Raw genomic sequence first — 25,557 nt, forward strand, 5'->3', positions numbered from 1 at the left:
CTGCACGTGCGCTTTCGTTGATTCTGAGCTTGGGCGGTTAGACCGCGAGCAGGTCGGCTGCGACGAGTTCTGCGATTTGCACAGCGTTCAGCGCTGCGCCCTTGCGCAGGTTGTCATTGCTGATGAACAGCGCAAGGCCGCGCTCGTTCGGCACCCCGGGATCTTGGCGGATGCGACCGACGAAGCTCGGATCCTTGCCTGCAGCCTCAAGCGGCGTGGGAACATCCGTCAGTACAACGCCGGGAGCGTCGGCCAGCAGCTCCTTGGCGCGGAGCGCGGTGAGCGGGTTCGCGAATTCGACGTTGATGGAGAGTGAGTGACCGGTGAAGACCGGCACCCTTACACAGGTGCCGCTGACCAGGAGCTCGGGCAGCTCTAGGATCTTGCGGCTCTCGTTGCGCAGCTTCTGCTCCTCGTCGGTCTCGAACGAGCCGTCGTCGACGATGTTGCCAGCGAGCGGAATCACGTCGAAGGCGATCGGACGCACGTACTTGACGGGCTCCGGCATCGTGACGGCACTGCCGTCGTGTACGAGCTGCAACAGATTCTCGTCCTGGGCAGCGACGCGCACCTGAGTGGCCAGCTCTTCTGCACCGGCCAGGCCGCTGCCTGACACTGCCTGGTAGGTGCTCACGATGAGGCGCTCAAGGCCTGCCTCTTCGTGCAGGACCTTCAGCACCGGCATTGCTGCCATGGTGGTGCAGTTGGGGTTCGCGATGATGCCCTTGACTGCCTTCTTGATGGCGTGTGGGTTGACCTCGCTGACGACGAGCGGGACCTCAGGATCCATGCGCCAACCTGACGAGTTGTCGATAACCATCACACCGGCAGCCGCGAAGCGCGGCGCCTGTGACTTCGACAAGGTTGCACCGGCCGAGAAGATTGCGACATCGAGACCGGTGGGGTCGGCGATCATGGCGTCTTCAACCACGATCTGCTCGCCCTTCCAGGGCAACGTCGTTCCAGCGGATCTGGCCGACGCAAAGTAGCGGATGCTGGCAACCGGAAAATCGCGGTCTTCGAGCAGACGGCGCACCACGGCACCGACCTGTCCGGTGGCTCCGACGACGCCGATGTTGATTCCTGCGGTGTTGCTCACTTCATTCCTCACTCTGTCGCTGTGCATAACTCCTGCAATTTTGCCGGTTCGGGTTGGTAATAGGTGTATTACGCCGACTTTGGCAGGAATTGCAGGAGTTATGCGCGCTAGTTGTCGCTTTGGGGGCGGCCGAGAGACTGGCCGAGGTAGCTGGCTGGTGGCTAGGTAGCCGATGGCTGGCTGCCTGCAGTTAGCGGCCAGTGCCGCCGTGGACCTGAGCTTCGTTGTCGTCATCGAGGCCGAACGCCGTGTGCACGACGCGCAGTGCCTCGTTGATGGTGTCAGCTCGGGTTACGACCGAGATCCGAATCTCGCTTGTGGAGATCATTTCGATGTTGATGCCTGCCTCGAACAGCGCCTCGAACAACTTGGCAGAGACACCGGTGTTGGTGCGCATGCCTGCGCCGACAAGCGCAAGCTTGCCGATCTGGTCGTCGTACTGCAGCCCGAGGTAGCCGACGTTCTCCTGCTCGTTCTTCAAAGCGGTCAGCACCTGCTGGCCCTCGGACTTCGGCAGGGTGAACGAGATGTCGGTTCGACCCGTGGCAGCGGCTGAGACGTTCTGCACGATCATGTCGACGTTGGCGTTCGTCTTGGCGACGATCTTGAAAATCTGGGCTGCCTTGCCTGGGACGTCAGGAACGCCCACGACAGTGACCTTGGCCTCACTGAGGTCTGCGGCCACTCCGGCGATGATCGGCTCTTCCACTGGGTCTCCATTCACGTCTGGCGTGCTGTTGTTGTAGACGATGGTTCCGTCGTTGTTATTGAACGATGAGCGCACATGCAGGGTCACACCGTGGCGGCGAGCATATTCCACTGCGCGAATATAAAGCACTTTGGCGCCGGCTGCGGCGAGTTCCAGCATTTCTTCGCTCGAAACGCGGTCAAGTTTGTGCGCACGCGGGACCACTCGGGGGTCGGCGGTGAAGATGCCATCGACGTCAGTGTAGATCTCGCAGATGTCAGCTCCGAGGGCGGCAGCGAGGGCGACAGCTGTTGTGTCCGATCCGCCGCGGCCGAGAGTAGTGATGTCCCTGGTGTCGCGATTGAATCCCTGGAAACCGGCGACGATGACTATGGCACCGTCGTCAAGGGCATCACGGAGCCGACCGGGCGTCACATCGACGATGCGGGCTGCGCCGTGCTGTGCATCCGTGATCATGCCGGCCTGGCTGCCGGTGAAGGATCGGGCGTCGTAGCCCATACTCTTGATCGCCATCGCCAGCAGCGCCATCGAGATGCGCTCTCCTGCGGTGAGGAGCATGTCGAGTTCGCGCGGTGCGGGAATCGGGGTGACCTCGTGGGCAAGGTCGAGCAACTCGTCAGTGCTGTCACCCATCGCGGAGACGGCGACGACAACCTCGTTACCTGCCTTGCGGGTATCGACGATGCGCTTGGCGACGCGCTTGATGCTCTCGGCGTCAGATACTGACGATCCGCCGAACTTCTGCACAATCAAGGCCATGTAAGACTCCTGGGGGTTGTCGGTACACGGGCACGGCCCGGACTCACAGTCTAATTGTTCTGATATTCCAAACTTGCCATGTGACGACGGCTGACACCGGGGATTCCCTGACGTCGACCAGTATCGAATGGCGGTCGCCCGTGGAGCGCTACACCGCCTTCAGGATGTCGGCGTGCAACGTCAGCAGCCCGGCGGTACGTTCGGCGGGTCCACGCCCGAAACCGCACTCAGTTCCGATGCCGAACTCGTCGACTCCGGCTGCAGCGAGCACTTCTCGCGCAGCATCGATTCGCGCCGTTGCGCCGGCGATGCCGTCTTCGTGGTGAACGAGCCCGAGGAACAGCGTCGTGGTCGCGGCCAGGTTGAGTTCGGCCAGGGGTGCGAAGTATGCGGCGTCATCGCGGTCGACGGGCACCGGCAGGTGCATCCAGTTGATGGGCCTGGTCACTTCGGCAGTCAGTCCATTGGCGACGGCAACGAGCGCCTCAGAGTCAGTCGGTTCGACGAAGTGCTTCTCGCCTACGTCTCCATAACAAAGGTGGAATCCCAACTCGACGTCGGCGGGCACAGCACTGCCAATCGAAGCGGCGAGACGAACGCATCCGGCGATGATCGCGTCGCGCGAGGTATCGATGGCGAACCAGGGATCGAGCGGACCGCCGCCAAGGGAGGTTCCTTCGATGTACGCAAACTCGGTGGCCATGTCGATCTGGATGGCGAGGTCGTCGGCAGGAATCACGGATGCGATCGCGGCGACCTCGCGTTTGAGTGCGGCTTCGTAGGCCGGGTACACGCTTGAACGGTCGACGTTCGCGATGTACGTCGTCATTGGGGCGAGTGCTGACGGCAGGCAGACCTGGAATCGGGTTCCTTCGGCGATCACGCCGTCGGCGCGCAACGCGAGGAACGCGGCATAGCTGTCGCTCGCTGCTTGGGCGTAGCCGAGCTCACCGATCACGAGTTCGGCTGGTGCGACCGAGCTATCGAGGGCCAATGGACGCAGGTCGAAACCCGCGTGCATGATCGGCTCAATAGGCAGCCGTGCCAACCCGGGAGTCATGTCGAAGACCTGGCCCTGGAACAACATCCAGTGGAAGCGTTCGCCGACTTCGCCGTCGGGGATACGCGCGAGGTCAGCACCGAGGTTTTCGGCGACGATGCGAAATGTGTCAGTGGCCGTCGGCTGGTTGATCGAGCCGACGAGGTGTGCGCCCTGGACGCGCGGAATTGCAGTCATCCGTCAATGCTAGAGGGAGGCCGGCCGGCGAAACTGCACGTGGGTTGTCAGCCCGAGGGGTTTTCGACGGGCATTCCGTCTGGACCCGTACCTGTTTCGGGATCAACTTCTTCTGGCTTGACATGGTCAGGGTCAGTAGGCGTCTGACGTGGGTTTGTCTCGCTCATTTCGCACTCCTTGTCGATGTGATGCGTTGCGCAACGCCCCTCTTTACGGGAACGACGCTCTACGCGGGATGTTACGCCGCCAAGCTCTGTCCCAGACGGACGGTCAGTGAGAGTTGTGGGTCGCCTGCATTCGCGCAATGGGACTCTCATCCAGGTGCGTGAGGAGGTCTGAGACGTCGTCATAAACCGCAACAGCGCCGGCCGTGAGGAGCTCTTCAGCTCCAAAGCCACCGCTGAGAAGCCCAATGCACGAGACGCCCGCCCGCAGTGCAGCTTTCACATCCCAGGTTGAGTCGCCGATCATAACGGCGTCACCCGGGCCGACGGAGGCTTTTTCGAGGGCGGTTTCGATGATGTCCGGGTTGGGCTTCGCCTCTTTGACATCGCCAGACGATGTCGTTGCGGTCAGAGCCTGGTCGGCATCAAGCACCGAGAGGAGGATGTTCAGTTCGTTCTCTGGTGCCGACGTGGCCAAGACCACTGCGTGACCACGATCGTCAAGTGCGGCCAAAAACTCTCGGGCATGGGGAATGGGTCGCAGCCGCTCCGCTGATGCCAGGTAGAACTCTGAGTGTCGTTCTTTTGCTTGCTCGCCGACTGTTTCAGCCGCGGTGCCCAGCAGATGTTCGAGAAGCTTTTCGGAGTCCATGCCGATGCTTCGATGGATCCGCCAGACCTCGACGGGATGACCCACTGCAACGAATGCGCGGTCCCAGGCATCGATATGCAGGTAGTTCGATTCGACGAGAGTGCCGTCAATGTCAAGAAGCACCGCGGTGCGAGGCGTTGTCGAGGGATTCATACTGCCACCCAACCGCGTTCTCGTTCACAATGACAGGGGGCGCTGGTGGACGTTAGCCCGTGACGACCCTGCGGCCTTCAAAGGCGCGTCCGAGGGTGACCTCGTCGGCATATTCGAGGTCGCCGCCGACGGGCAGGCCCGAAGCCAGCCTGGTGACCCTGATCTCGAGCGTGGTCAACAGCCGCGACAGGTACGTGGCCGTCGCTTCGCCCTCGAGGTTGGGGTCTGTGGCGATGATGACTTCCTGCACGACGCCGTCTGCCAGTCGCTGCATGAGCTGGCGAATGCGGAGGTCGTCCGGACCGACACCGTCGATGGGGCTGATTGCGCCACCGAGCACGTGGTAGAGCCCACGGAACTCACGCGTACGCTCGATCGCGACGACATCCTTAGCCTCTTCGACCACGCAGATCGACGCGGGGTTACGGCGCGGATCGCGGCAGATCGAACAGGTCTGCTGCTCGGAGACGTTGCCACAGATGTCGCAGAAGCGCACCTTGTCGCGTACCTCAAGCAGCACGTTGGCCAACTTGGTTACATCGAACGTCTGAGTCTGCAGGATGTGGAACGCGATGCGCTGAGCCGACTTCGGTCCGATACCGGGAAGGCGACCCAACTCGTCGATCAGTTCCTGAACGATTCCTTCATACATGGGTTACTGCCCTCTCTCTCGCTGTGCCGGGTTATACGGCTGCTCTTCGAGGAAGGTGGCACCTAAAATTTCGCGCACGACTGATTCGCCGTAGCGCTGCTTTTCACCGAACGCGGGCGCTTTGGCCTGCGTCGGCGCTTTGGCCTGGCGTTGCGACTGCGACTGCGACTGCGAGATGTTCTGCGTCGCCGAAGCGCTCTGCTGCGTCGGAGCCTGTCGGGACTGTTGCGCGCTGCCCGCTGCAGCGGGGGCAGAAGCCGGCGGCGCGTATGACTCGTATGGATCGAACGGCGGCTCGGTCTCCGGCGGAACATCGTCGTCAAACGGCGGCGGTTCCTCGTCTACCGGCGGCGCAATCGCTGTCGAGACTCCTGCGGCCCCTGAGGAGGAAGCGGATTCCGAAGCGTCAGAGCGCGCACCGGGCGCGGCTGCCGTAGCAGCCACGTTCACCGGCTCAGCAACGACAGTTTCACCTGCTGGAGCTGCGACGACTGCAGGCGCTGCACCTGCGCCCGGGATTGCAACAGTTGTCCAGCCGGACGCCGTTACGGTGCCGGCTGGAACGGCTGACGCAGCCGGGGAGGTGCCGCTTGCGGAGTGTGTTGCAGCGCTGGCTGCGGATGCATTGGTTCCGCGCCCTTTCGTCGGCGGATTACCGGACGATGAATCGGCTGGGCCGCTCGACGAAGCGCCAGCAGCATTGCCACCGTCGGATGCTCCGGACGCTGTCTGAGCCGTAGCTCCTGGCCGGGTTGCACCGCCTGCGGAGGCTGAGCCGGCGGAATCGCCGTGGGCGGCATCCGTTCGTGCGATCAGTTTGGCCCTGATGCCCAGCACCTGGAAGACGGCATCCTTGAGGTAGTCGCCGACACCTTGCCCGGGGGCAGCTGCCTGCTTGAGGCTATCGACGTCTTTCTGGCTAGGGAACGACAGCACGAGGATGTCGCCGTCGCGCAGTTCGCGCACCCGCGCCGTGAAGAGCACCAGCCAGGCGTTCATCTTGGTGGCCTTGACGATGTCGAGCACCTGCGGCCAGGAATCCTTCACCTGCTGCAAAGTGACGGGGCCGACGGGCGGGGTCGGGCTCGAGACGGGCGCTGTTTCAGGAACAGGACCATTGGCAGCAGTGTCATCTGGAACAGGAGGAGCTGAGCTGCGTGCGGAGTCTGTTCCTGTATTCGCGACGGCGACCTGAGCTGCCGAAGAGGGCGAAGGCGTGGCTTCGGCTGCGGCCTGCTGCGTGGCAGGGGCGGTCGACGCTGCCGGAGTCACGGGAGCTGCGGCAGGAGTCAAGGGAGCTGCGGCCGGAGTCGACTGAACGGCCGGTGCAATACGCGGCGCAGCGGCACTCGGTGCTGAGCCAGCTCCGACAACGACGGGCGCGGCATCCGCGGCAACGCCGTCGACGCCAATACGACGTTCGAGTCGCTCCACGCGGGCGAGCGCACCACGGGTGGAGTCGTCGCTGGCGGGAATCAGGGCGCGGGCGACCATCAGTTCGAGGTGCAGGCGCGGCGAGGTTGCGCCGGTCATCTCGGTGAGAGCAGCGTTCAGGATGTCGGCGGTGCGTGACAGTTCGGCTGGGCCGAACTTGGTCGCTTGAACAGCCATCCGGTCGAGTTCGTCTTGCGGGACGCCACGGAGCACCGCTGCTGCACCCTCGGCGGAGGTCGCAGCGACGATGATGAGGTCGCGCATGCGTTCGAGCAGGTCTTCGACGAAGCGGCGCGGGTCTTGTCCGGTCTGGATGACACGGTCGACAGCATCGAATGCCGCAGCCGAGTCGCGCGCCGCAATGGCGTCAATCGCTTCGTCGAGGAGGGCGCCGTGCGTGTAGCCGAGTAGCGCGACAGCACGTTCGTACTCGACCGATGCTCCGTCTGACCCGGCCATCAACTGGTCGAGCAGCGACAGGGTGTCGCGAGGCGAACCGCCGCCGGCCCGGACGACGAGCGGCAGAACGCCAGGGGCGACCTGCATCTTCTCGCTGTCGCAGAGCTGCTGCACGTATTCGAGCATCTGGGCAGGCGGGACCAGCCTGAACGGATAGTGGTGGGTGCGCGAGCGGATGGTGCCGATCACTTTGTCTGGCTCGGTGGTCGCGAAGATGAACTTGACGTGCTCCGGCGGCTCTTCGACGATCTTCAGCAGAGCGTTGAAGCCCTGCGGGGTGACCATGTGCGCCTCGTCGAGGATGAAGATCTTGTAGCGGTCGCGGGCGGGCGCGAAGATTGCACGCTCACGGATGTCGCGGGCGTCGTCGACACCGTTGTGACTGGCCGCGTCGATCTCGACGACGTCGAGGGATCCGCTGCCGTCGCGCGAGAGCTCAACACAGCTCGGGCAGACGCCACAGGGGGTGTCTGTCGGGCCCTCTGCACAGTTGAGGCAGCGCGCCAGGATGCGGGCAGACGTCGTCTTGCCGCAGCCGCGCGGACCGCTGAACAGGTAGGCGTGATTAACACGGTTGGTGCGAAGCGCCGTCATGAGCGGATCGGTCACCTGTGACTGACCGATCATCTCGGCGAATGTCTCTGGCCGGTACCGGCGATATAAGGCTGTGACCACGGGTCAATCGTAGTCGGGGCCGCTGACAGAACGCCGCGTGAGCGACGAGCATCCGCCGCGTTGAGCAGCGCGACCCCTGTTCAGGAGGGGGTTTCGGATGGCGTACGCCTCAGGTGTGGGAGAGCAATCGGGCCGCGCCTGATCGGTAAGCTGAACAGGTTGGCACAATGACGCACCGGGGGACAACTGAATGGCTGATTGGAGGATGAATCCAGCGCGGTTCGTCCATCGATTTCACCCCCAGCCACGTCACCGGCCCGCTCAGCGCGCAGCTCGCAATGTCCTGAGCGGAGTTTTCGCCTTCGCGTCGATTCTGACGCTGGGTTTCGGTGTTGCCCTGCTTCCGGCCGGCGACGCGCGTGCAACCGACGCGTCCCCTGCTGCTCCTGCAGCTCCTCCGCGCGAGGTGACGACGGCGGCTGAGCTGATGACGGCCATAACCGAGGCATCAACGATGGGCGAGAGCATGGGTCAGGAGATCCGACTGACCGCCGATATCGTCGTCGCGTCTCTGGTGCTGCCCACCGGCGCAACCGTGATCATCGATCTCGACGGGCATAGCCTGCTCGTCCAGCCGGTGCCAGAGACACCCGCAATGTCACCTGTCGAGCTCATCGCATCCGCTACCTCAGATCCCGCGGTTCGTGTCCAGTCCGAGGCGACCCTCACTCTGACGGGCGATGGTGTCCTTGACGCGCGCGGAAGCATCCTGATCGACGGTGTCTTCGACAATCGCAGCGTGGTGACGGCATCCGCTTCAATCAATGTTGCCGGTGTTCTGATCGACTCCGGCACGCTCACTCCTCCGGTCACTGTTGCACCGAGTACCACCACAGACTTCACAACCGCACTCACCCGTCTCGTCTTCCATCCCAACCTGGCGGGGTTCGACGACGACACGATCCGCCTCTATGCGACCCATCAGCTGGCCACGCCCCCGGCAGCGCCCGTCGCGTCGGTGTTGCCGAAAACGGTTCAGGATGCCGCGCGCTCTGGCTTCACCTTCGTGCGACCCGGTCACTCCCTGACGTGGACGACGGCTGCCGACGCCGCTGTCGACCATGGCGGCGTCGGTGACCTCTGGGATGCATCCGCGGCATTGGGACCGGATCTGGATCTGTTCGCCCAGTGGACAGCCAATCGTCACACCGTCATTTTCGACAGCGCAGGCGGGAGTGCAGTCGCGCCCCAGACCACCGATTACGGGAAGACGATCGGGATGCCAGCCGACCCCGTCAAGGCGGGTTTCACTTTCGCCGGCTGGATGTTGGCCAGCACGACGAGCGACACCGCTGGCACCGGCACCCGTTGGAACCCGTCGACAGCTGTAACCTCAGACCTCACGCTTTATGCCAGCTGGACTCCGGTCCAGGTCGATCTCGTTGACACCAGCGTTGCCCCCGCCGCCGATGCGTTGTCGGTTGACCGGGCTGGCCAGCGCACGTGGAGTTCAGCGGATGAGTCAGACACTGCACCCGTCGATTCAGCTGCAGCGAACGCCGACCAGCAAGCCTCCGCCGCAGGATCAATGCCATGGATGTGGATCGGCCTGATCATCGCCGGGGTGGCCGGCATGGCGATGATCCCCCGCGGCAGCGACAGCTAACACGCGTCTTCCAAGCTGCTGTCACGAAGAAATAGGCTCGGGCGTCCTCACCCCGGGCTGACATAGTGCAACAGCAAGCCCGCGGTGGTGTGGTGGCTATAGCCCCAGCGAGGGAAACGGCAACCCGAACACATCACGCAGCGCGAGCCTGGCCGCGTGAAAGCCGCCCATGCCGTGCACTCCAGGGCCAGGGGCCGACGCTGCGGAGCAGAGATAGAGGTTCGGCGCCGCTCGCCACGGCTGACTGGACAGCACAGGACGCGCGACGAGCTGGCGGAAGCCCGCAGCTCCCGTGGCGATGTCACCGCCGATGAAGTTGCTGTCGTCGCGCTCGAGCTCCGTTGCCACAGTGGCGTGACTGGCGATGATCACGTCGCGGAATCCCGGAGCGAACCGTTCGATCTGCGTCGTGATGGCTTCGGTCATGTCGCGACCAGACCCAGCGGGAACGTGTGTGTATGTCCATAGTGTGTGCGTGCCGGCCGGTGCCCTGCTCGCATCAAAGGTGCTGGGCTGCACGACCAGGACGTATGGTGAATCCGGATATTTCCCGGCCATCACCGCTGCCTCCCCCGCCGCTACCTCGTGGCGAGTTCCGCCCACGTGCACGGTTCCGGCCTTTCTCAGGTCTGCATTCGCCCACGGCACTGGCCCCGACAGCGCGAAGTCAACCTTCGACGCCGCGTTCCCAGAGCGAAAGCGACCGAGCGCTCGCCGATATGACGGCGTGAGGCGCTCCCCCGCAAGCTGCAGCAGCTGCTTACCGGACGTGTCGAACAGAATTGCCCGTGCGGACGGCAGCTCTGCGAGTGACGTGACCCGATGACCCTTTTCAATCACACCGCCGTGGGCCTCGATATCGGCGACGAGCGCATCCGTGATCGATTGCGATCCCCCGATCGGAATCGGCCAGCCGACGCTGTGTGCCAGCGTCGCCAGCATCAGCCCGGAAGCCGCAGTACCAAGCGACGGAATCGTGCCGATGGAGTGCGCGAAGACTCCCGCTAGGAGGGCGGGTGCAACCTCTCCCGTGAAGCGCAGACCGCCAAGCTTCGAACCCTGCTCGAGGGCGCGCAGGCCATACGACAGCGCAGTAAGCGGATGCCGTGGCAGTGGCAGCAGGGGCGCTGTCACGAATTCGGCGACATTCTGGCCATGCTCGACCAGCGGTTTCAGGAGTTGCGACCAGGCAGCGCCATCGCGTCCGAGCCCCGCGATAGTGCGGTCCAGATCGCGCCAGGCGAGTCCGGCCTTGCCGCCATCGAGTGCATGACCGTATGAAATCTCCGGGATGACGAACGGGATGCGCTTGTCGATGCCGAATTGCTGGAAGAACGGTGAGGCGAACGCCATCGCGTGCACGGCGGAGCCCCAGTCGTGCAGAAAGCCCGGCTCGGTGGCCTCACCCGTTCGAGCCCCGCCCCCGATTGTCGTCTCCGCTTCGAACACGCGCACGTCAAGCCCCGCGCGAGCGAGAACCACGGCGGCAGCCAGGCCATTCGGCCCGCTTCCGACGATGCTGACGTCGATCACGACTCCACCTTCATGGTTTGATCCTGCTTTGTCGCCAGTTTAAGGTCCGGCCGTGCCCTGCTGCGGAGAATTTCGGAATCGATGCGAAGAACGACCTCAATTCGGGTCGTTTCGACACAATCTCCGCAGTTCGGCACGGGCTCCCCCGGTTGGGCTCAGGTTCACTGCCACCTCAGCTCTCCCTCGCCTCACCTCGCCCCGCCCCGCCCCGCCCCGCCCCGCCACCTTGCCCCGCCTCGCCTCGCCCTCACCTCGCCTCACCTCGCCACCTCACCTCCACCTCACCTCACCTCACACACCTCAACCTGCCCGCATCGCTACCTCATCTCCAGCTCCTCCTCCAGCTCCACCGCGCTTCTGCCTCACCTCCCGCACCACCTCCACCCCATCTGGCGCGCTCCAACGTTGTGCACCGATCGGCGGAACATCCGTCGAACCCTGAGGTGATCAATCACGATGCAGCCATGGCATTCGATCTGCAGCACTCGGTGTGCCATCTGGGCCACGTGGTTTCCACTCTGCAGCTCGGCCGCCTGGGCGCGAACAAGCGCATGATTGCGGCGGCCGTTGAAGCCGGAATCATCCGGCGAGTGGCGCGCGGCACCTACGCGTGCGCCCACCTTGAGCCTCCGTTGTCCAGCGCCGCGCGGGCGGGAGCGAAGATCGACTGCACCACGAGCCTGCAGCGGAATGGCGTGTGGTCTGGCATCGAACAACCGGGCCTGCACCTGCGGATGCCGCCACACGGCCACCTCCAAAGGCGCGCCCCCGCAGCGGTGTTGCACTGGTCAGAGCTCCGCTCAGCATCTGCGCAACCGCTCGAGGTGTCGCCCCTGGATGCGCTGATGCAGGCACTTCTCTGCCTGTCGCCCGACGATGCCCTCGCGAGCGTGGAGTCCGCGCTCCACCTCGGTTTCGTTGATGAGCACGAGTTGGAGCTGCTGATGGCATGGGCACCGGCGCGGCTCCAGTCGGTGTTGGCCCAGATCGACAGGGGCGCGCAGTCCGGGTTCGAAACGCACACTCGCGTACTCCTCGTGCGCGCAGGCCTTCGTGTTCGAACGCAGGCCTATGTGCCGGGTTCCGGACATTTCGATCTACTTGTAGAGGAATGCGTTGGACTCGAGACCGACGGCGAGCAATGGCATGGCCCAGAGCGATTCATCCCCGATCGAACTAAGGACCTGGCCGCAGAGGAGTACGGTGTTCGATCATTGCGAATCGGACGCACGCACATCTTCGATTCGTGGCCGCGAACCCTGGCTGCCGTACGCCGAATGGTCGGTGATGCCCAGGCGGCTCAGGAATCACGCGACCGCGCACAGCGAAAGCGCCCGCGCAAGCCAACCCCTGCTCCCACGCCATAGCCCTGGCCGTCCCGAACTGCGGAAAATCTCGGATATTCGACGCAAAACAAGCCGATTCGAAGCTTTCGAGAAGAATCTCCGCAGTTCGGGACGACGGGGCGACTACGCAACTGTGACGACCAGGGAACGCAGCAGTGCACCCACACCCACACCCACACTCACGCCGTGCTGTGCTGTGCTGTGCCGAACTGCGGAAAATCTCGAATACTCGACGCAAAACAAGCCGATTCGAAGCTTTCGAGAAGAATCTCCGCAGTTCGGGACCACGGAGCGACTACGCAACTGTGACGACCAGGCAACGCACAGCAGTGCGGCCACGCTCACTCTCACGCCGTGCTGTGCTGTGCTGTGCTGTGCTGTGCTGTGCTGTGCCGAACTGCGGAAAATCTCGAATATTCGACGCAAAACAAGCCGATTCGAAGCTTTCGAGAAGAATCTCCGCAGTTCGGGACGACGGGGCGACTACGCAACTGTGACGACCAGACAACGCAGCCACGCAGCAACGCAGCAACGCAGCAACGCAGCAACGCAGCAACGCAGCAACGCAGCAACGCAGCAACGCAGCAACGACGCTAGGAGACGATCGACTCCACCTGGCGCGCGATCTCCAGCTCTTCATTCGTGGGGATGACCATCACCGTGACTGGCGCACCGACGGGTGAAATCACCCGTGCCTCGCGTGAGGTCAGCTCATTGCGGTCATTGTCGATCAGGATGCCCATGTGCTCAAGCCCGGCAAGCGCCCGGCGTCGCAACAGCGCGTTGTTCTCGCCAACTCCTGCGGTGAAGACAAGTACATCAAGGCCACCAAGCTGGGCGTAGTACGCCCCGATGTAGTGCCGGATTCGGTGGCGCCAGACCTGAAGCGCTAATTCGGCTTCGTCGTTGCCGGCCATCGCTGCTGCCTGCACATCGCGCATGTCGCCCATGCCTGTAAGACCGAGCAGCCCGCTCTGCCGGTTGAGCAGCACGTCGAGTTCGGTGACCGTCATCCCTGCGGCCCTGTTGAGGTGCACGAGCACGGCTGGGTCGATATCGCCGGAGCGGGTTCCCATCACGAGCCCCTGCAGAGGGGTCATGCCCATCGAGGTATCGATGGACTTGCCGCCGTCGATAGCAGCAGCGGATGCGCCATTGCCGAGGTGCAGCACGATCGTGCGTAGCGAGCTGAGCGGCTTGCCGAGCACGATGGCGGCCTGCTCAGAGACGTACTTGTGCGAGGTGCCGTGGAACCCGTATCGACGAACCTTGTACTTGTTCGCGATCTCTTTGTCGATGGCGTAGGTATAGGACGCAGGCGACATCGTCTGGTGGAAGGCGGTGTCAAACACCGCGACGTGCGGTACGTCAGGAAGTGCCACGCGCGCTGCCCTGATGCCCAGCAGGTTGGCCGGGTTGTGCAGCGGTGCCAGCCTCGACAGTGCCTCGATCTCGCGCTCAACCTCGTTGGTGATGAGCGTTGGCCCGTCGAATTCACTGCCGCCGTGCACAACGCGGTGCCCAACAGCGATGATGTCGCGGCTCAGGTCACCGATTTTTGCCAGCACCAGGCTCATACCGAACTCGTGGTCGGGAATCGGGGAATCAGGCTCGCCGATCCGTTCGATCAGACCGCTGAGCAGCGGCTTCTTTGCCTTGGTATTGATCAGCTGGTACTTGATCGACGACGAACCGGAGTTGACGACGAAGACAGTCTTCACGACTGGTCCTCTGAGGCAGCCTGGATCGCGGTGATTGCGACGGTGTTCACGATGTCTTGCACGAGTGCTCCGCGCGAGAGGTCGTTGATCGGCTTTTTCAGGCCCTGCAGAACGGGTCCGATGGCCACCGCACCGGCTGAGCGCTGAACGGCCTTATACGTGTTGTTGCCGGTGTTCAGGTCGGGGAAGATGAAGACGGTTGCCCGGCCAGCCACCAGGGACTCGGGCATCTTGGTGGCGGCGACAGCAGCATCAGCCGCCGCGTCGTACTGGATCGGGCCTTCAACAAGCAGGTCGGGGCGGCGCGAGCGCACCAGGGCCGTCGCGTCCCGTACCTTCTCGACATCCGCTCCGCTGCCAGAAGCTCCCGTCGAGTACGACAGCATCGCCACGCGGGGCTCGATGCCGAACTGCTCGGCGGTCGCGCTCGATGAAATTGCGATGTCGGCCAACTGCGATGCGTCGGGGGTGGGGATGACGGCGCAGTCGCCGTAAACCAGTACGCGATCCTGCAGCGCCATCAGGAACACACTCGAAACGACCTTCACGCCTGGCTTCGTCTTGATGATTTCGAATGCCGGACGGATGGTGTGTGCAGTGGTGTGCACGGCGCCGGAGACCATGCCGTCCGCCAGGCCGAGGTGCACCATCATTGTGCCGAAGTACGAGACGTCGCTCACCTGGTCACGCGCCTGATCGAACGTGACGCCCTTGTGCGCACGCAGTTTCGCGTATTCCTCGGCGAACTTGTGGCTGAGCACCGCGTCGTGCGGCGAGAGTACCTGCGCGCGGCTGAGGTCGAGGCCAAGCTCGATGGCACGCGAATGCACCTCGAACGGTTCACCCAGGATCGTCAGGTCGGCGACCTCGCGGGCGAGCAGTGTGTGCGCGGCACGCAGAATGCGGTCGTCGTCCCCCTCTGGCAGCACGATGTGCTTGCGGTTTTGCCTGGCCCGTTCAAGCAGTCCGTGCTCGAACATGAGCGGGGTGACGACATCCGTGCGCGCCAGTTGCAAGAAGTCGAGCAGTTCGGCTGCGTTCACGTGCTGCTCGAACAGTGCAAGCGCCGCGTCGTACTTGCGCTGCGAATCGGCGGCCAGGCGTCCGCGCGTGCGGGTGATGGCCACGATCGTGTCGTAGGTGCCGAGGTCGGTGCGGATGATCGGCAACGACTGCGGCAGCCCGTCGAGCAGTCGTTCGACCGGCTCAGGCAGGTCGAATCCGCCATTCATGATGACGCCGGCGATCGACGGGAACGTGCCGGAGCCCTGCGCCATCATCACGGCGAGCAGTACCTCTGTGCGGTCACCGGCGACAACGAGCACTGCACCCTGGATGAGACGCGGCAGCACGTTGACCATGCTCATGCCGGCGACAACGACGCCGAGTGCTTCGCGCGACAGCAGTGCAGGATCGCCCTTCAGCAGGGTGCCCTGGGTGGCACTCATGATCGAGTCCATGCTCGGGGCAATGAGGTATGGGTCTTCGGGGATCGCCCAGACCGGCACCCCCGGCTTGGCGTCGAGGATGGCGGAACGGATGTTCTCGAGGTTGTCGGCCTCGACCCTGTTCGCGATCACCGCGACGAGTGAGGCGTGGGCAGAGCGCAGCTCGGTGAGCGCCAGTTCGGCAATGTCGTTCATCTCGGCGGCACTGCGGGGATCGGCCTGGCCGAGTCGTTCGCCCGAGCCCTGACCGGAGCGTCCGCCGAGCACGAGGAGCACCGGTGCGCCCAGGTTGGCGGCGATGCGCGCGTTGTAGCCAAGCTCGGTCGGGCTGCCGACGTCGGTGTAGTCGGAGCCGACGATGACGACGGCATCACACTTGGCCTCAACGAGCTTGTACCGGTCGACGATGCGGGACAGCGCGGCCTCAGCGTCGTGGTGCACCTCGTCGTAACTGACGCCGATGCACTCCTCGTACTCGAGCTCAACGCTGTCGTGGCCGAGCAGCAGCTCGACGACGTAGTCGGGCTCGGCGGTCGAACGCGCGATCGGCCGGAACACCCCCACCCGCTCCACCTGGTGTGAGAGCGTATCGAGAGTTCCGAGCGCAATGGTTGACTTGCCGGTATGCCCCTCAGCGGAGGTGATGTAGATGCTTCGTGCCACAGCTATACGTTATCTCCGCCGGTCTCTGTGAAGCTGATCGCCCCGCTGGTATCTGGAACCCAGGACCAGTCAGTGACCTCCGGGATGTCTTCGCCGTGATCGCGAGTGTATTGACGCGCCCGAAGGCGGGCATCCTGCATCTCCTGGCGGAGCGCTCCCGTGCTCGTTGCCAAACCTGGCACCCTGTCGATCACGTCGATCACCAGGCGGTACCTGTCGAGGTCGTTGAGCATCACCATGTCGAATGGCGTCGTTGTCGTGCCCTCTTCTTTGTAACCACGCACGTGCAGGTTCGCGTGCCCGGTTCGCTTGTATGTGAGGCGATGGATGAGCCACGGATAGCCGTGATACGCGAAGATGATCGGCGATTCAGACGTGAAGACTGCATCGAACTCGTGGTCTGACATGCCGTGGGGGTGATCTTCCTGCGACTGTAGGCGCATGAGATCGACCACGTTCACCACGCGCACGCGCAGGTCGGGGATGCGATCGCGCAGGATCGAGGCAGCGGCCAGCACCTCATAGGTCGGCACGTCACCCGCAGCGCCGAGTACGACATCGGGTTCGTATCCGGCGACCTCGGTGCCAGCCCAGTCGAAAATGCCGACGCCGCGCGTGCAGTGCGCAATGGCTTCGTCCATGGTGAGCCAGTTGGGCGTCGGTTGCTTGCCGGCGACAACGACGTTCACGTAGTCGACCGAGCGCAGGCAGTGGTCGTAGGTCGAAAGCAGAGTGTTGGCGTCGAACGGCAGGTAGACCCGCACCACCGAGGCGCTCTTGTTGACGACATGGTCGATGAAACCAGGATCCTGGTGGCTGAAACCGTTGTGGTCCTGCCGCCAGACGTGCGAACTGAGCAGATAATTGAGGCTTGAGATCGGGCGTCGCCACGGAATCTCCTGCGTCACCTTCAGCCACTTCGCGTGCTGGTTGAACATCGAATCGACGATGTGGATGAACGCCTCGTAGCAATTGAACAGTCCGTGCCGACCGGTGAGCAGATAGCCTTCGAGCCAGCCCTGGCACTGGTGTTCTGAGAGCATCTCCATCACCCGGCCCACGCGCGCCAGGTGCTCGTCGATCGGCCAGATCTGGCCGTCGAATTGTTTGTTCGTCGACTCGTAAACCGCAGGCGCCAACCGGTTGGATGCCGTCTCGTCAGGCCCGAAGATCCGGAAATTATCGGGATTCAACCTGATGACTTCCGCTAGCCACTCACCGAGCACGCGAGTTGATTCGGAGATGGTGGCGCCCGGCGCCGGCACGTCGACGGCATAGTCGCGAAAGTCGGGCAGCCGCAGGTCGCGGCGGAGCAGACCACCGTTGGCAATCGGATTCGCACTCATCCGACGATCGCCATCTGGAGCCAGCTGGGTGACCAGTTGAACAGGAGCGCCTGACTCATCGAAGAGTTCGTCAGGGTGGTAGCTCTGCATCCACCCCTCAAGGATGCGGGTGTGCGCCTCGGTGTCGCGTGCGTTCGCCAGCGGCACCTGGTGCGCACGCCAGGTGCCCTCGACCTGCACCCCGTCGATGACCGCCGGGCAGGTCCAGCCCTTCGGCGTGCGCAGGATGATCATCGGCCAACGGGGGTGGTCTGTGATGGTCGGAGTGGCTGTCGGGTCGCTTTCGCGAGCGTCGGCATCCGCTCTGGCCGCCCGCTTGATCTCGGCGATCTCGTTGAGCACCGTGTCGAGCACAGCGGCCATGCGCTCGTGCACCAGCATCGGATCTTCACCGTCGAAACCACCGGAGACCAGATGGGGCTTGTGCCCGTAGCCGCGCATGAGATCGGCAAGCTCTTCTTCGGGGATGCGCGCCAGCACCGCGGGGTTGGCGATCTTGTAGCCATTCAGGTGCAGGATCGGCAGCACGACGCCATCTTGTAGCGGGTCGACGAACTTGTTCGAATGCCAGCTGGTAGCGAGTGGCCCTGTCTCGGCCTCACCATCGCCGACAACAGCCGCAACCAGCAGGTCGGGGTTGTCGAACGCTGCGCCATAGGCGTGGCTGAGCGCATAACCGAGCTCACCGCCCTCGTGTATCGAGCCGGGCGTTTCTGGCGAGGCATGGCTCGGGATGCCGCCAGGGAACGAGAACTGGCGGAACAGTTTGGTGAGCCCGTGCACGCTCTGGTCGACATCCGAATAGATCTCGCTATATGTGCCGTCGAGATAGCCGTTCGCCACCATGCCAGGACCACCGTGACCGGGACCGGCAATGTAAATGGAGTTGAGGTCGCGCTCCTGGATGGCGCGATTCAGGTGCGCGTAGATGAAGTTGAGGCCGGGCGTCGTGCCCCAGTGGCCGAGCAATCGCGGTTTGATGTGCTCACGACTGAGCGGCTCGCGAAGCAGTGGATTGGCCAACAGATAGATCTGGCCGACAGAGAGGTAGTTCGCCGCCCGCCACCACGCGTCGACGCTGGCTAGCGCTGCCGGCGTGAGCGGAAGCACATCCCGGCTCTGCCATGCCTCACCGCGTGCCCTGCCAGAATTCGTGCCACTCGAGAAAGTGCTGCTCGAGGTTGTGCCTGCCCGTTCGACCATCGGTGCCTCCACGCTCAGTAGTTTGGGGCGTCAGCTTGCCCCTTCACTCTACGCGGGGGCTCCGACAGATCGGGAGATCGGTGTGTGACCGGCACGTGAATCGTCGAGGGCGAGCCACGAGCGGCCGATGAGCGGGGTCAACGTCATGACGGCATAGATGCTACCGGCACCGACGAGCGTGGGAACGAGACCGAATCCGGCAACGGCGGCACCAGCCAGCAAGCTGCCCAGTGGCATCCCGAGAGAGACCCCTGTGGTGACTGTGCCAAGCACCCTGGCCCGGATTTCCCTCGGAATCAGCTCGTACAGCACGCTCCCCACCAGTGGGTTAATCGAACCGGCAGACAACCCGGCGAGTACGAATACGAGCAGCAGTGCGGGCACGGGAAGGTCGAGCGCCATCGAGAAGAAGATCGGGGAGCCGGCCAGGAAAAAACAGACGACAAGGGTGATCCGCCGAGGCAATCGCTGTCCGAGCCAGGCAAAGAGCAGCGAACCGACGAGCGCGCCACCCGCGAAACACGCGATCATCACGCCGAAGAAGGCGCCATCCGGGCTGACCGTGCGTGCGTAGACCGGGCCAAGCACCGTGATCAGCGCGACATCGATGCAATTGGTGATGACGATGAGCAGCACCAGATTGCGAAGCAACGGCTGGCTGGCCAGAAAGCGGATGCCGTCGAGCAGCTCCCGCCAGTAGCCGGGTCTCGACGCTGAAGGTTCTGGTGTGCGCTGGAGTCCCGTCGGCTCCTGCACGATCGTCGGTTCGCCGCTGCGCTGCTGCGTGGGCACCAGCAGCCAGAGCAATGCCGCCGAAATCGCGAACGTGACAGCGTCAAGCAGCAGTGAGTTGAGCGGACCGAGCCACACCACGGATCCGGCGGCGACAGCGGCGCCCACCATGGCCGCGCTGCGGGAGATTGCCGCTTGCGCGCCTGTGGCCCGAGTGAGGTCGACGGTCGAGTCGGTCGCGAGATCGGGTAGCAGCGCAGACTTGGCCGTGTTGCCCGGGGTGTCGAGCAGGCCGCTCAGGAAGATCAAGGTCAGCAGGCCCCAGAACGGCAACCCAACCGTCGCCGCCAACAGCGGGATTGCCAGCACGGTAATGCCGCTGGCGAGGTCGGCGATGATCGCCGCCCGCCTGAAGCCCAGCCGGTCGACCAGCACTCCCCCGAATGCGCCGCCTATGATCACCGGAACCGTGACGAATGCGCCAGCCACCCCGGCGGCAAACACCGAGTCGGTGTCACTCAGCACATACAGCGGAATCACGATCATGGTGATGGCGTTGCCGGCCAGCGAAAACCCATTGGCAGTGAGCAGCGCAATCAACGGCATCAGGCGTCGGATGCCACGGCCCGGTATCACGCGCGCGGCCACGCCTTGCCCACTCTCACTCTGATCGCTCACAGCCTGGCCCACTACGCCCGCCGTGATGCGTGCACGATCAACTGCACTGGCTGGGTCTCCGTGTCACCGTCGCGAGGAGCCCTGCCGAGCGCGTGCCACTTCTTTACCAGCGCATGCAGTTCGGCGCTGGCCTCCGCAAGTTCCGCTGCGGTGAGGAAGGCAATGCCATCGTCGGTGGTGGCGGCATCCACCCACTCGCGAGGCAGCGTGTCTTCAGAATCAATCGATTTGTGCAGCGCTGCAGCGTAGAGGTCGGCGACCTGGTGGCGCAGCGCACGGGTAACCTCGTGTTCGGCGGCGGGAGCCTGGGCGTCTGGAGCCGACACCCGGGTGAACTCATGGGCCGCACGCCACCAGCGTTCACGCCTGTCGGCAGCCAGCTCAGTGGCCTCCTCGATGAAGCCGCCTTCGGCCAGCTTGCCGAGGTGATAGCTCAGGGTGCCTGGCGCCTCATCGAAGACCTCGGACAGTCCGCCAGCTGTGCGCGGCCCGCCGACACGAAGCTCGCCGAGGATCTGCAGGCGAAGCGGATGCGCCATCGCGCGCATCTGCTGCAGCGACGTGAGCGAGATGGTCGACGCTGGTGCCGCTGGCGCTTCGGCCGGTTTCTTCGAGGTCATGCACTCACTGTAATTGCGCAAGAACCCTTGTGCAACGTTTCTTGTGCAATTCAGTTATGCAAAAGCACAAGACGCTGGGCGCCATTCCCACTGGGATGGCGCCCAGCGTCTTCGGAGACGGGGCGTTAGCGCGAACTAGCCCTTGACCGCACCCGCCGTCAGACCCTGCACGATGTAACGGCTCGCAAAAGCGAACAGCAACATCGTAGGCAGGATGGTAAGAACGGCCGCGGCCGACATCGAACCCCAGTCGATGGTGAAGCTCGAGATGAAGCCGTTCAGCGCCGTCGGGATCGTCTTGTTCTCGTCCTTGTTCATCAGCGTGACCGACAGGAATAGTTCGTTCCAGCAGTTGACGAAGTTGAAGATGAACGCCGCGATGATGCCCGGCTTCATGACAGGCACAATGACACGAAACAGTGCACCGAAGCGCGAGCATCCGTCGATCATGGCTGCTTCCTCGAGAGCATCGGGGATGTTCGCGAAGAATCCTCGCAGCATGATCGTGCAGAACGGGATACTGACGGCAACGTAAATCAGCATCAGGCCGAATCTGTTGTCGACCAGTTTCAGCTGCACCATGAGCATGTAGAGCGGGCCAAGGGCGATGAACGCTGGGATCATCTGCGTGACCAGGAACGCCATGAGTACGGCGGTCTTACTTCGAAACTCAAACCGGGCAAGCACGTAAGCCGAGAGCATCGAGATGAAGGTCGCAACAGTTGCAGCCACTGTCGCCACGATGAGGCTGTTCATCACGTAGGTGCCGAAATTCGACTTCTCAAACAGCGTGACGTAATTGGCCAGCGAGAACTCTTCTGGCCAGTACGTCAGCGGGTAGCTGAAGATGGCCCCCGGCGTCTTGAACGAGGTGATCAGGATCCAGTACAACGGGAAGATCGTGATGACAAGCCACAGCCCCAGAAAGAGGACTCTCATGATTCTGGCAGTGAGTGATTCTCTGGTGATCATGATTTCGCCCCCTTCTTTTCACGAATAGCCATCAAATAGAACGCAGAGAAAACCAGCAGGATGGCCACGACGATGAGGCCCAGAGCGGATGCCTGACCGTAGTCGCCCCGCTGAGTCATCGAGATCATCCAGGTGGTGACGATGTGGGTCTGGTTGGCCGGCCCTCCCCCTGTCATCGCCCAGATGATGTCGGGGAAGTTGAAGATCCAGATCACGCGCAGCAGTACAGTCAGGGCGAGCGTCGTGCTGATGTACGGGATGGTGATGGCGAACAGGGTGCGCACCTTGCCCGCACCGTCAAGCGCCGCTGCCTCATACACCTCGTCCGGCACCGATTGCAGCGCCGCGAGGATCATGATCGCGAAGAAGGTGACGCCGTACCAGGTGTTGGCGATGATCACGGCGACCATGGCGGTCGAGGGGTCAGCCAGCCACGGGATGGGGGCGTCGATCAGACCGGCCTTGGTGAGCAGGTCGTTGATCACCCCGAACTCACCGTTGAACATCCAGCGAAACAGGATGCCGATGAGGAACCCGGAGATCGCCCACGGAAAGAAGATCAGCGCCTGGTACAAACCGCGGAACACGAACTGGCGCCGCAGCCAGAGAGCGAGGGCGAACCCGATGATGAACTGCGGAATGATCGACGCCACGACCCAGACAACCGAGTTGCCGAGGACAACCCAGAAGGTGGGGTCAGCGAAGATCTTCTGGAAGTTGCCGAACCCGACCCAGTCGGTGTTCGTCAGATTGTTGAGGTTCCAGTTGCGAAAGGCCATCTGAGAACCCGCGACCATCGGGTAATAGGTGAACACTCCGACGAATAGTGCCGCAGGCAGCAGGAACGCGAGGATGGCCAGCCCCCGCCGCACGCTGAAGAGGCGACGGCGAGTGTGGGGACGAGAATACGCGCTGGGGGCGCCCACCAGCATGGACGGGCGCCCTTTCACGTTCGTCGGACGACGAGACATTTACCTGGTTCCTACTCCGTGGCCCATTTCTCGGTCCAGTAGGTGTCCCAACTGGCGAGAAGTTCCTTGCTGGTCATCTGTCCGATGAGCACCTGCTGCAGCTCGGAATCGGCCTTGTCGGCCCATTCGGTGAACCAGGCGACGCCGCGCGGCTGCTCAGCAGTGATGTACACGTCGGGGTTCTCGTTCATGTAGAGGTAGCTTGCCCACGCGCCGGTCTTGTAGAACTCGTCGTCGGCAGCACCGTTCAGGATCGGCACGAGACTGTTCTGCTGCGTGAACTGAATCGAAGCGTCGCCCGAGTTCAAGAACTGAATCAGCTTGGCCGACTCTGCTTTGTGCTCACTGGCCTCTGCGGTTCCCCAGCCAGCTGTAGCGAGCGGCTGGATTGCCTGGCCACCAGGTCCGACGAGCATGGGAGCAGTGGTCCACTGATCGGCCGTAATCGCCTGGGACTCCTGCACGGCAGCGATGACCTCTGGGTCTTGCAGCAGGAAGCCGGTCGATCCGTTGGTGAAGCCTTCCACCATTTCCGGGTATCCCCACGCGACGGATGACGGCGGCGACGCCTTTTCGAACAGCGTCAAGTAGGTGTCAAGCGCGTCCTGTGCTTCCGGTGCGGAGAAGATCGAGTCTCCGCTTGTCAGCTTGTATGCGTTCGACACATCGATGTCGCCGGCGACGTAGGCCGAGATGGCCAGAACCGCGTTGGTGTAGCCGTTCTTTCCGCCGCGGAACGCGTAACCGAACGTGTTGGTCGATGGGTCCTGGATGGCTGTGGCCTGCTCGACCATGTCATCCCAGCTCACCGGGGCTCCGGTGAAACCGGCGTCCTTAACCATGTCGGTGCGGTAGAACAGGCTGATGCCGTAGAAGCCGTATGGAACGAAATACATCTTCCCGCCGGCCGTCGCAACGTTCTGGGCATTGTTGGTCAGGTCGTCCCAACCGTCCCAGCCGTCGAACTCGCTCGTCATGTCGCTGAGCCAGCCGTTGGCCGAGAACGGGCCGACAGTCAAGTCGCGCACCTCAAGCACGTCGACACCGGTGCCAGACTGCAGCATCTGCTGAATCTTCTGGTCTGCCTGGTCGGTGGGGGGTGAAATCAGTTCAACGCTGATGTCGGGGTTCTGTGCCTCGAACTCGTCAATGAGTCCGGCCAGCAACTCCGTACGTGCGGGGCTCGTCAGGCTTTCGACGACCTGGAGCGTCACCTTTCCGTCGCCGGCGGCGGGAGAGCATCCGCTAAGCGCAAGGGTCGCTACCAGGCCGAGGCCGATACCGCCAAGAAGCCTTCGTTTCGTCATTCTTCTCCTCGATTCTTTATGCGTGCTGTGGTCCATGGAATGTGCGGGGATTACAGGTCAGGTGCGGAACGAACTGCGTCGCGCGCCCAGTCGCAGAGCGTCGGAACCATACGCTCAACGAATTCTTCGAAATCTGCCGCCGTGTTGTACACGTGCGTGGAGAGACGGAAATAACCGACTCCGCCGAAACTGGTGAATGCGGCCTCGACGTTGAACTCGGAGACCACGCGGTTGCGCAGGGCATCAGCTTCCGGGTGCGTGCGGGCCAAACCGTCTGGCAAGCGCACCAGCCGCAGGGCGTTGGTCGATGCTCCGACGTCAACGCGGTGGTCCTGGCCGGTCTGCTCGGAGAAGGCGGTTGCGACGATGTTTTCGGCATAGTCGGCCAGCGCACCCATGTAGTCCCGTGCGCCGCCCCAGCCCCAGGTGTCTGCGATAAATCCCGTCGCTGTCGGTGTGGCGAGGTAGCTGGTCAGATCGAGGGTGCCCTGCGTGTCGAAGCGTTCAGGGAACGCCAGAGGGGAGCCCCAGGAATCGATCAACGGATAGAGCTCGTCGCGAAGACCGGAGTTGGCAACGAGCACCGCCGTGCCGCGGGGCGCGCAGGCGAACTTGTGTAGGTTGCCGACCCAGAAATCGCAGTCGATCCCGTCAAGCGGATCCGCGTAGAGGCCCGGAACATGCGCCCCGTCAACAAGCGTGACGATCCCGCGTTCGCGAGCTGATGCCGAGATCGCGGCGACCGGCATGAAGCGCGCCGTCGCCGATGTGATGTGGTCGATCACGATGAGACGGGTCTTGTCTGTGCAGGCATCCATCACCGCGTCGTGCGCCTGTTGCGGCGTGGCCCCCAACGGCACGTGAGCGGTACGCACGCGGCCACCGCGGCGTCTGGCCATCCGTTCGGCCCCCATTGTCACCGCGCCGTAGCCGTGGTCAGTGACAACGATCTCGGCACCCTGCGACATCGGCAAACTCGAATACACGACGCTGGCACCCGCGCTGGCGTTTGGAACTATCGCCGAGCGCTCTGGCGAAGCACCGACGAAGGCTGCCAGTTCGCGGCGCACCACGCCGATTCGCTCCGGCAAGAAGGAGAACCACGCGACCGGATCGGCATCCATCTCGGCACGGAGGGCGTTTTGGTGTTCTTGCGCGACGCGGGGTACCGCACCGAACGAGCCATGGTTGATGTGCAACGCGTGTGGGGACAGTGTCCACGCTGCAGCTGCCGGCATTCCGTCCGGCAGGGTGAGAGCGCGGGGGCTTACGGCCCTGGTGGCCGGGGCCGACGTGTTGGTCGAGGTCATCAGTGGGTCACTTCCTTGTGCTGGCGCAGGTCTGTCTCGGCACCCGATGTGCAGCGTTCCCAAGTTATTGGATGACTTGGCAGTAACCGCGACGTAAATACCGATAAC

General features: G+C 63.3%; 18 protein-coding genes. 2 read left to right on the forward strand and 16 right to left on the reverse strand.

The features are described from left to right. Positions 1-37: 37 nt before the first annotated feature. The 6 genes from ACMT3I_RS09370 to ACMT3I_RS09395 all read right to left on the reverse strand — a co-directional run bounded on the left by ACMT3I_RS09370 (position 38) and on the right by ACMT3I_RS09395 (position 7,993). Positions 38-1,099, reverse strand: a complete 1,062-nt coding sequence (locus tag ACMT3I_RS09370) for an aspartate-semialdehyde dehydrogenase (protein ID WP_414804220.1) — start codon at positions 1,097-1,099, stop codon at positions 38-40. 190 nt (positions 1,100-1,289) lie between these two features. Beyond that, complete coding sequence (locus tag ACMT3I_RS09375) at positions 1,290-2,567, reverse strand: aspartate kinase (protein ID WP_414804221.1); 1,278 nt, start codon at positions 2,565-2,567, stop codon at positions 1,290-1,292. 148 nt (positions 2,568-2,715) lie between these two features. Then, a complete protein-coding gene (locus tag ACMT3I_RS09380) occupies positions 2,716-3,804 on the reverse strand; it encodes a hypothetical protein (RefSeq protein ID WP_414804222.1) in 1,089 nt (362 codons plus the stop codon). Positions 3,805-4,074: 270 nt separating this feature from the next. After that, positions 4,075-4,773, reverse strand: a complete 699-nt coding sequence (locus ACMT3I_RS09385; protein ID WP_414804223.1) for an HAD family hydrolase — start codon at positions 4,771-4,773, stop codon at positions 4,075-4,077. A gap of 52 nt (positions 4,774-4,825) precedes the next feature. Beyond that, positions 4,826-5,425 carry a recombination mediator RecR gene (gene recR, locus ACMT3I_RS09390; RefSeq protein ID WP_414804224.1) on the reverse strand — a complete coding sequence of 200 codons (600 nt, stop codon included), beginning with the start codon at positions 5,423-5,425 and terminating at the stop codon, positions 4,826-4,828. A gap of 3 nt (positions 5,426-5,428) precedes the next feature. Further along, complete coding sequence (locus ACMT3I_RS09395; RefSeq protein ID WP_414804225.1) at positions 5,429-7,993, reverse strand: DNA polymerase III subunit gamma and tau; 2,565 nt, start codon at positions 7,991-7,993, stop codon at positions 5,429-5,431. Positions 7,994-8,183: 190 nt separating this feature from the next. Between ACMT3I_RS09395 and ACMT3I_RS09400 the strand changes: the two genes are divergently transcribed. Then, positions 8,184-9,599 (forward strand): InlB B-repeat-containing protein, encoded by a 1,416-nt coding sequence (locus tag ACMT3I_RS09400; RefSeq protein WP_414804226.1) that lies wholly within the window; start codon positions 8,184-8,186, stop codon positions 9,597-9,599. A gap of 96 nt (positions 9,600-9,695) precedes the next feature. Here ACMT3I_RS09400 and ACMT3I_RS09405 read toward each other — a convergent pair whose 3' ends face one another. Next, positions 9,696-11,132: a phytoene desaturase family protein gene (locus ACMT3I_RS09405; protein ID WP_414804227.1), complete on the reverse strand. Its 1,437-nt coding sequence runs from the start codon at positions 11,130-11,132 to the stop codon at positions 9,696-9,698. Positions 11,133-11,596: 464 nt separating this feature from the next. Between ACMT3I_RS09405 and ACMT3I_RS09410 the strand changes: the two genes are divergently transcribed. Next, the gene (locus ACMT3I_RS09410) at positions 11,597-12,499 is read left to right on the forward strand and encodes a hypothetical protein (protein WP_414804228.1); all 903 of its coding nucleotides are present in this window, start codon (positions 11,597-11,599) and stop codon (positions 12,497-12,499) included. Positions 12,500-13,071: 572 nt separating this feature from the next. Here ACMT3I_RS09410 and ACMT3I_RS09415 read toward each other — a convergent pair. The 9 genes from ACMT3I_RS09415 to ACMT3I_RS09455 form a co-directional block, all read right to left on the reverse strand. After that, entirely contained in the window at positions 13,072-14,199 is a 1,128-nt protein-coding gene (locus ACMT3I_RS09415) for an acetate/propionate family kinase (RefSeq protein WP_414804229.1), read from the reverse strand. Then, positions 14,196-16,310 carry a phosphate acetyltransferase gene (pta, locus tag ACMT3I_RS09420; protein WP_414804230.1) on the reverse strand — a complete coding sequence of 705 codons (2,115 nt, stop codon included), beginning with the start codon at positions 16,308-16,310 and terminating at the stop codon, positions 14,196-14,198. Before pta ends, ACMT3I_RS09415 begins: the two co-directional genes overlap by 4 nt. A 2-nt stretch (positions 16,311-16,312) precedes the next feature. Further along, complete coding sequence (locus ACMT3I_RS09425; RefSeq protein WP_414804231.1) at positions 16,313-18,859, reverse strand: phosphoketolase; 2,547 nt, start codon at positions 18,857-18,859, stop codon at positions 16,313-16,315. 48 nt (positions 18,860-18,907) lie between these two features. Then, a complete protein-coding gene (locus tag ACMT3I_RS09430) occupies positions 18,908-20,239 on the reverse strand; it encodes an MFS transporter (RefSeq protein WP_414804232.1) in 1,332 nt (443 codons plus the stop codon). A 41-nt stretch (positions 20,240-20,280) separates the two neighbouring features. Then, complete coding sequence (locus tag ACMT3I_RS09435; RefSeq protein ID WP_414804233.1) at positions 20,281-20,889, reverse strand: ArsR/SmtB family transcription factor; 609 nt, start codon at positions 20,887-20,889, stop codon at positions 20,281-20,283. A gap of 135 nt (positions 20,890-21,024) precedes the next feature. After that, on the reverse strand, positions 21,025-21,861 hold the full coding sequence (locus ACMT3I_RS09440) for a carbohydrate ABC transporter permease (RefSeq protein WP_414804234.1): 837 nt from the start codon (positions 21,859-21,861) through the stop codon (positions 21,025-21,027). Next, positions 21,858-22,832: a carbohydrate ABC transporter permease gene (locus ACMT3I_RS09445; RefSeq protein ID WP_414804235.1), complete on the reverse strand. Its 975-nt coding sequence runs from the start codon at positions 22,830-22,832 to the stop codon at positions 21,858-21,860. Before ACMT3I_RS09445 ends, ACMT3I_RS09440 begins: the two co-directional genes overlap by 4 nt. 11 nt (positions 22,833-22,843) lie before the next feature. Continuing rightward, entirely contained in the window at positions 22,844-24,139 is a 1,296-nt protein-coding gene (locus tag ACMT3I_RS09450; protein ID WP_414804236.1) for an ABC transporter substrate-binding protein, read from the reverse strand. 50 nt (positions 24,140-24,189) lie between these two features. Continuing rightward, positions 24,190-25,449: an aminotransferase class V-fold PLP-dependent enzyme gene (locus ACMT3I_RS09455; protein ID WP_414804237.1), complete on the reverse strand. Its 1,260-nt coding sequence runs from the start codon at positions 25,447-25,449 to the stop codon at positions 24,190-24,192. Positions 25,450-25,557: the final 108 nt, after the last annotated feature.

The organism is Leifsonia sp. A12D58, from assembly GCF_047530025.1.
GTDB lineage: Bacteria > Actinomycetota > Actinomycetes > Actinomycetales > Microbacteriaceae > Cryobacterium.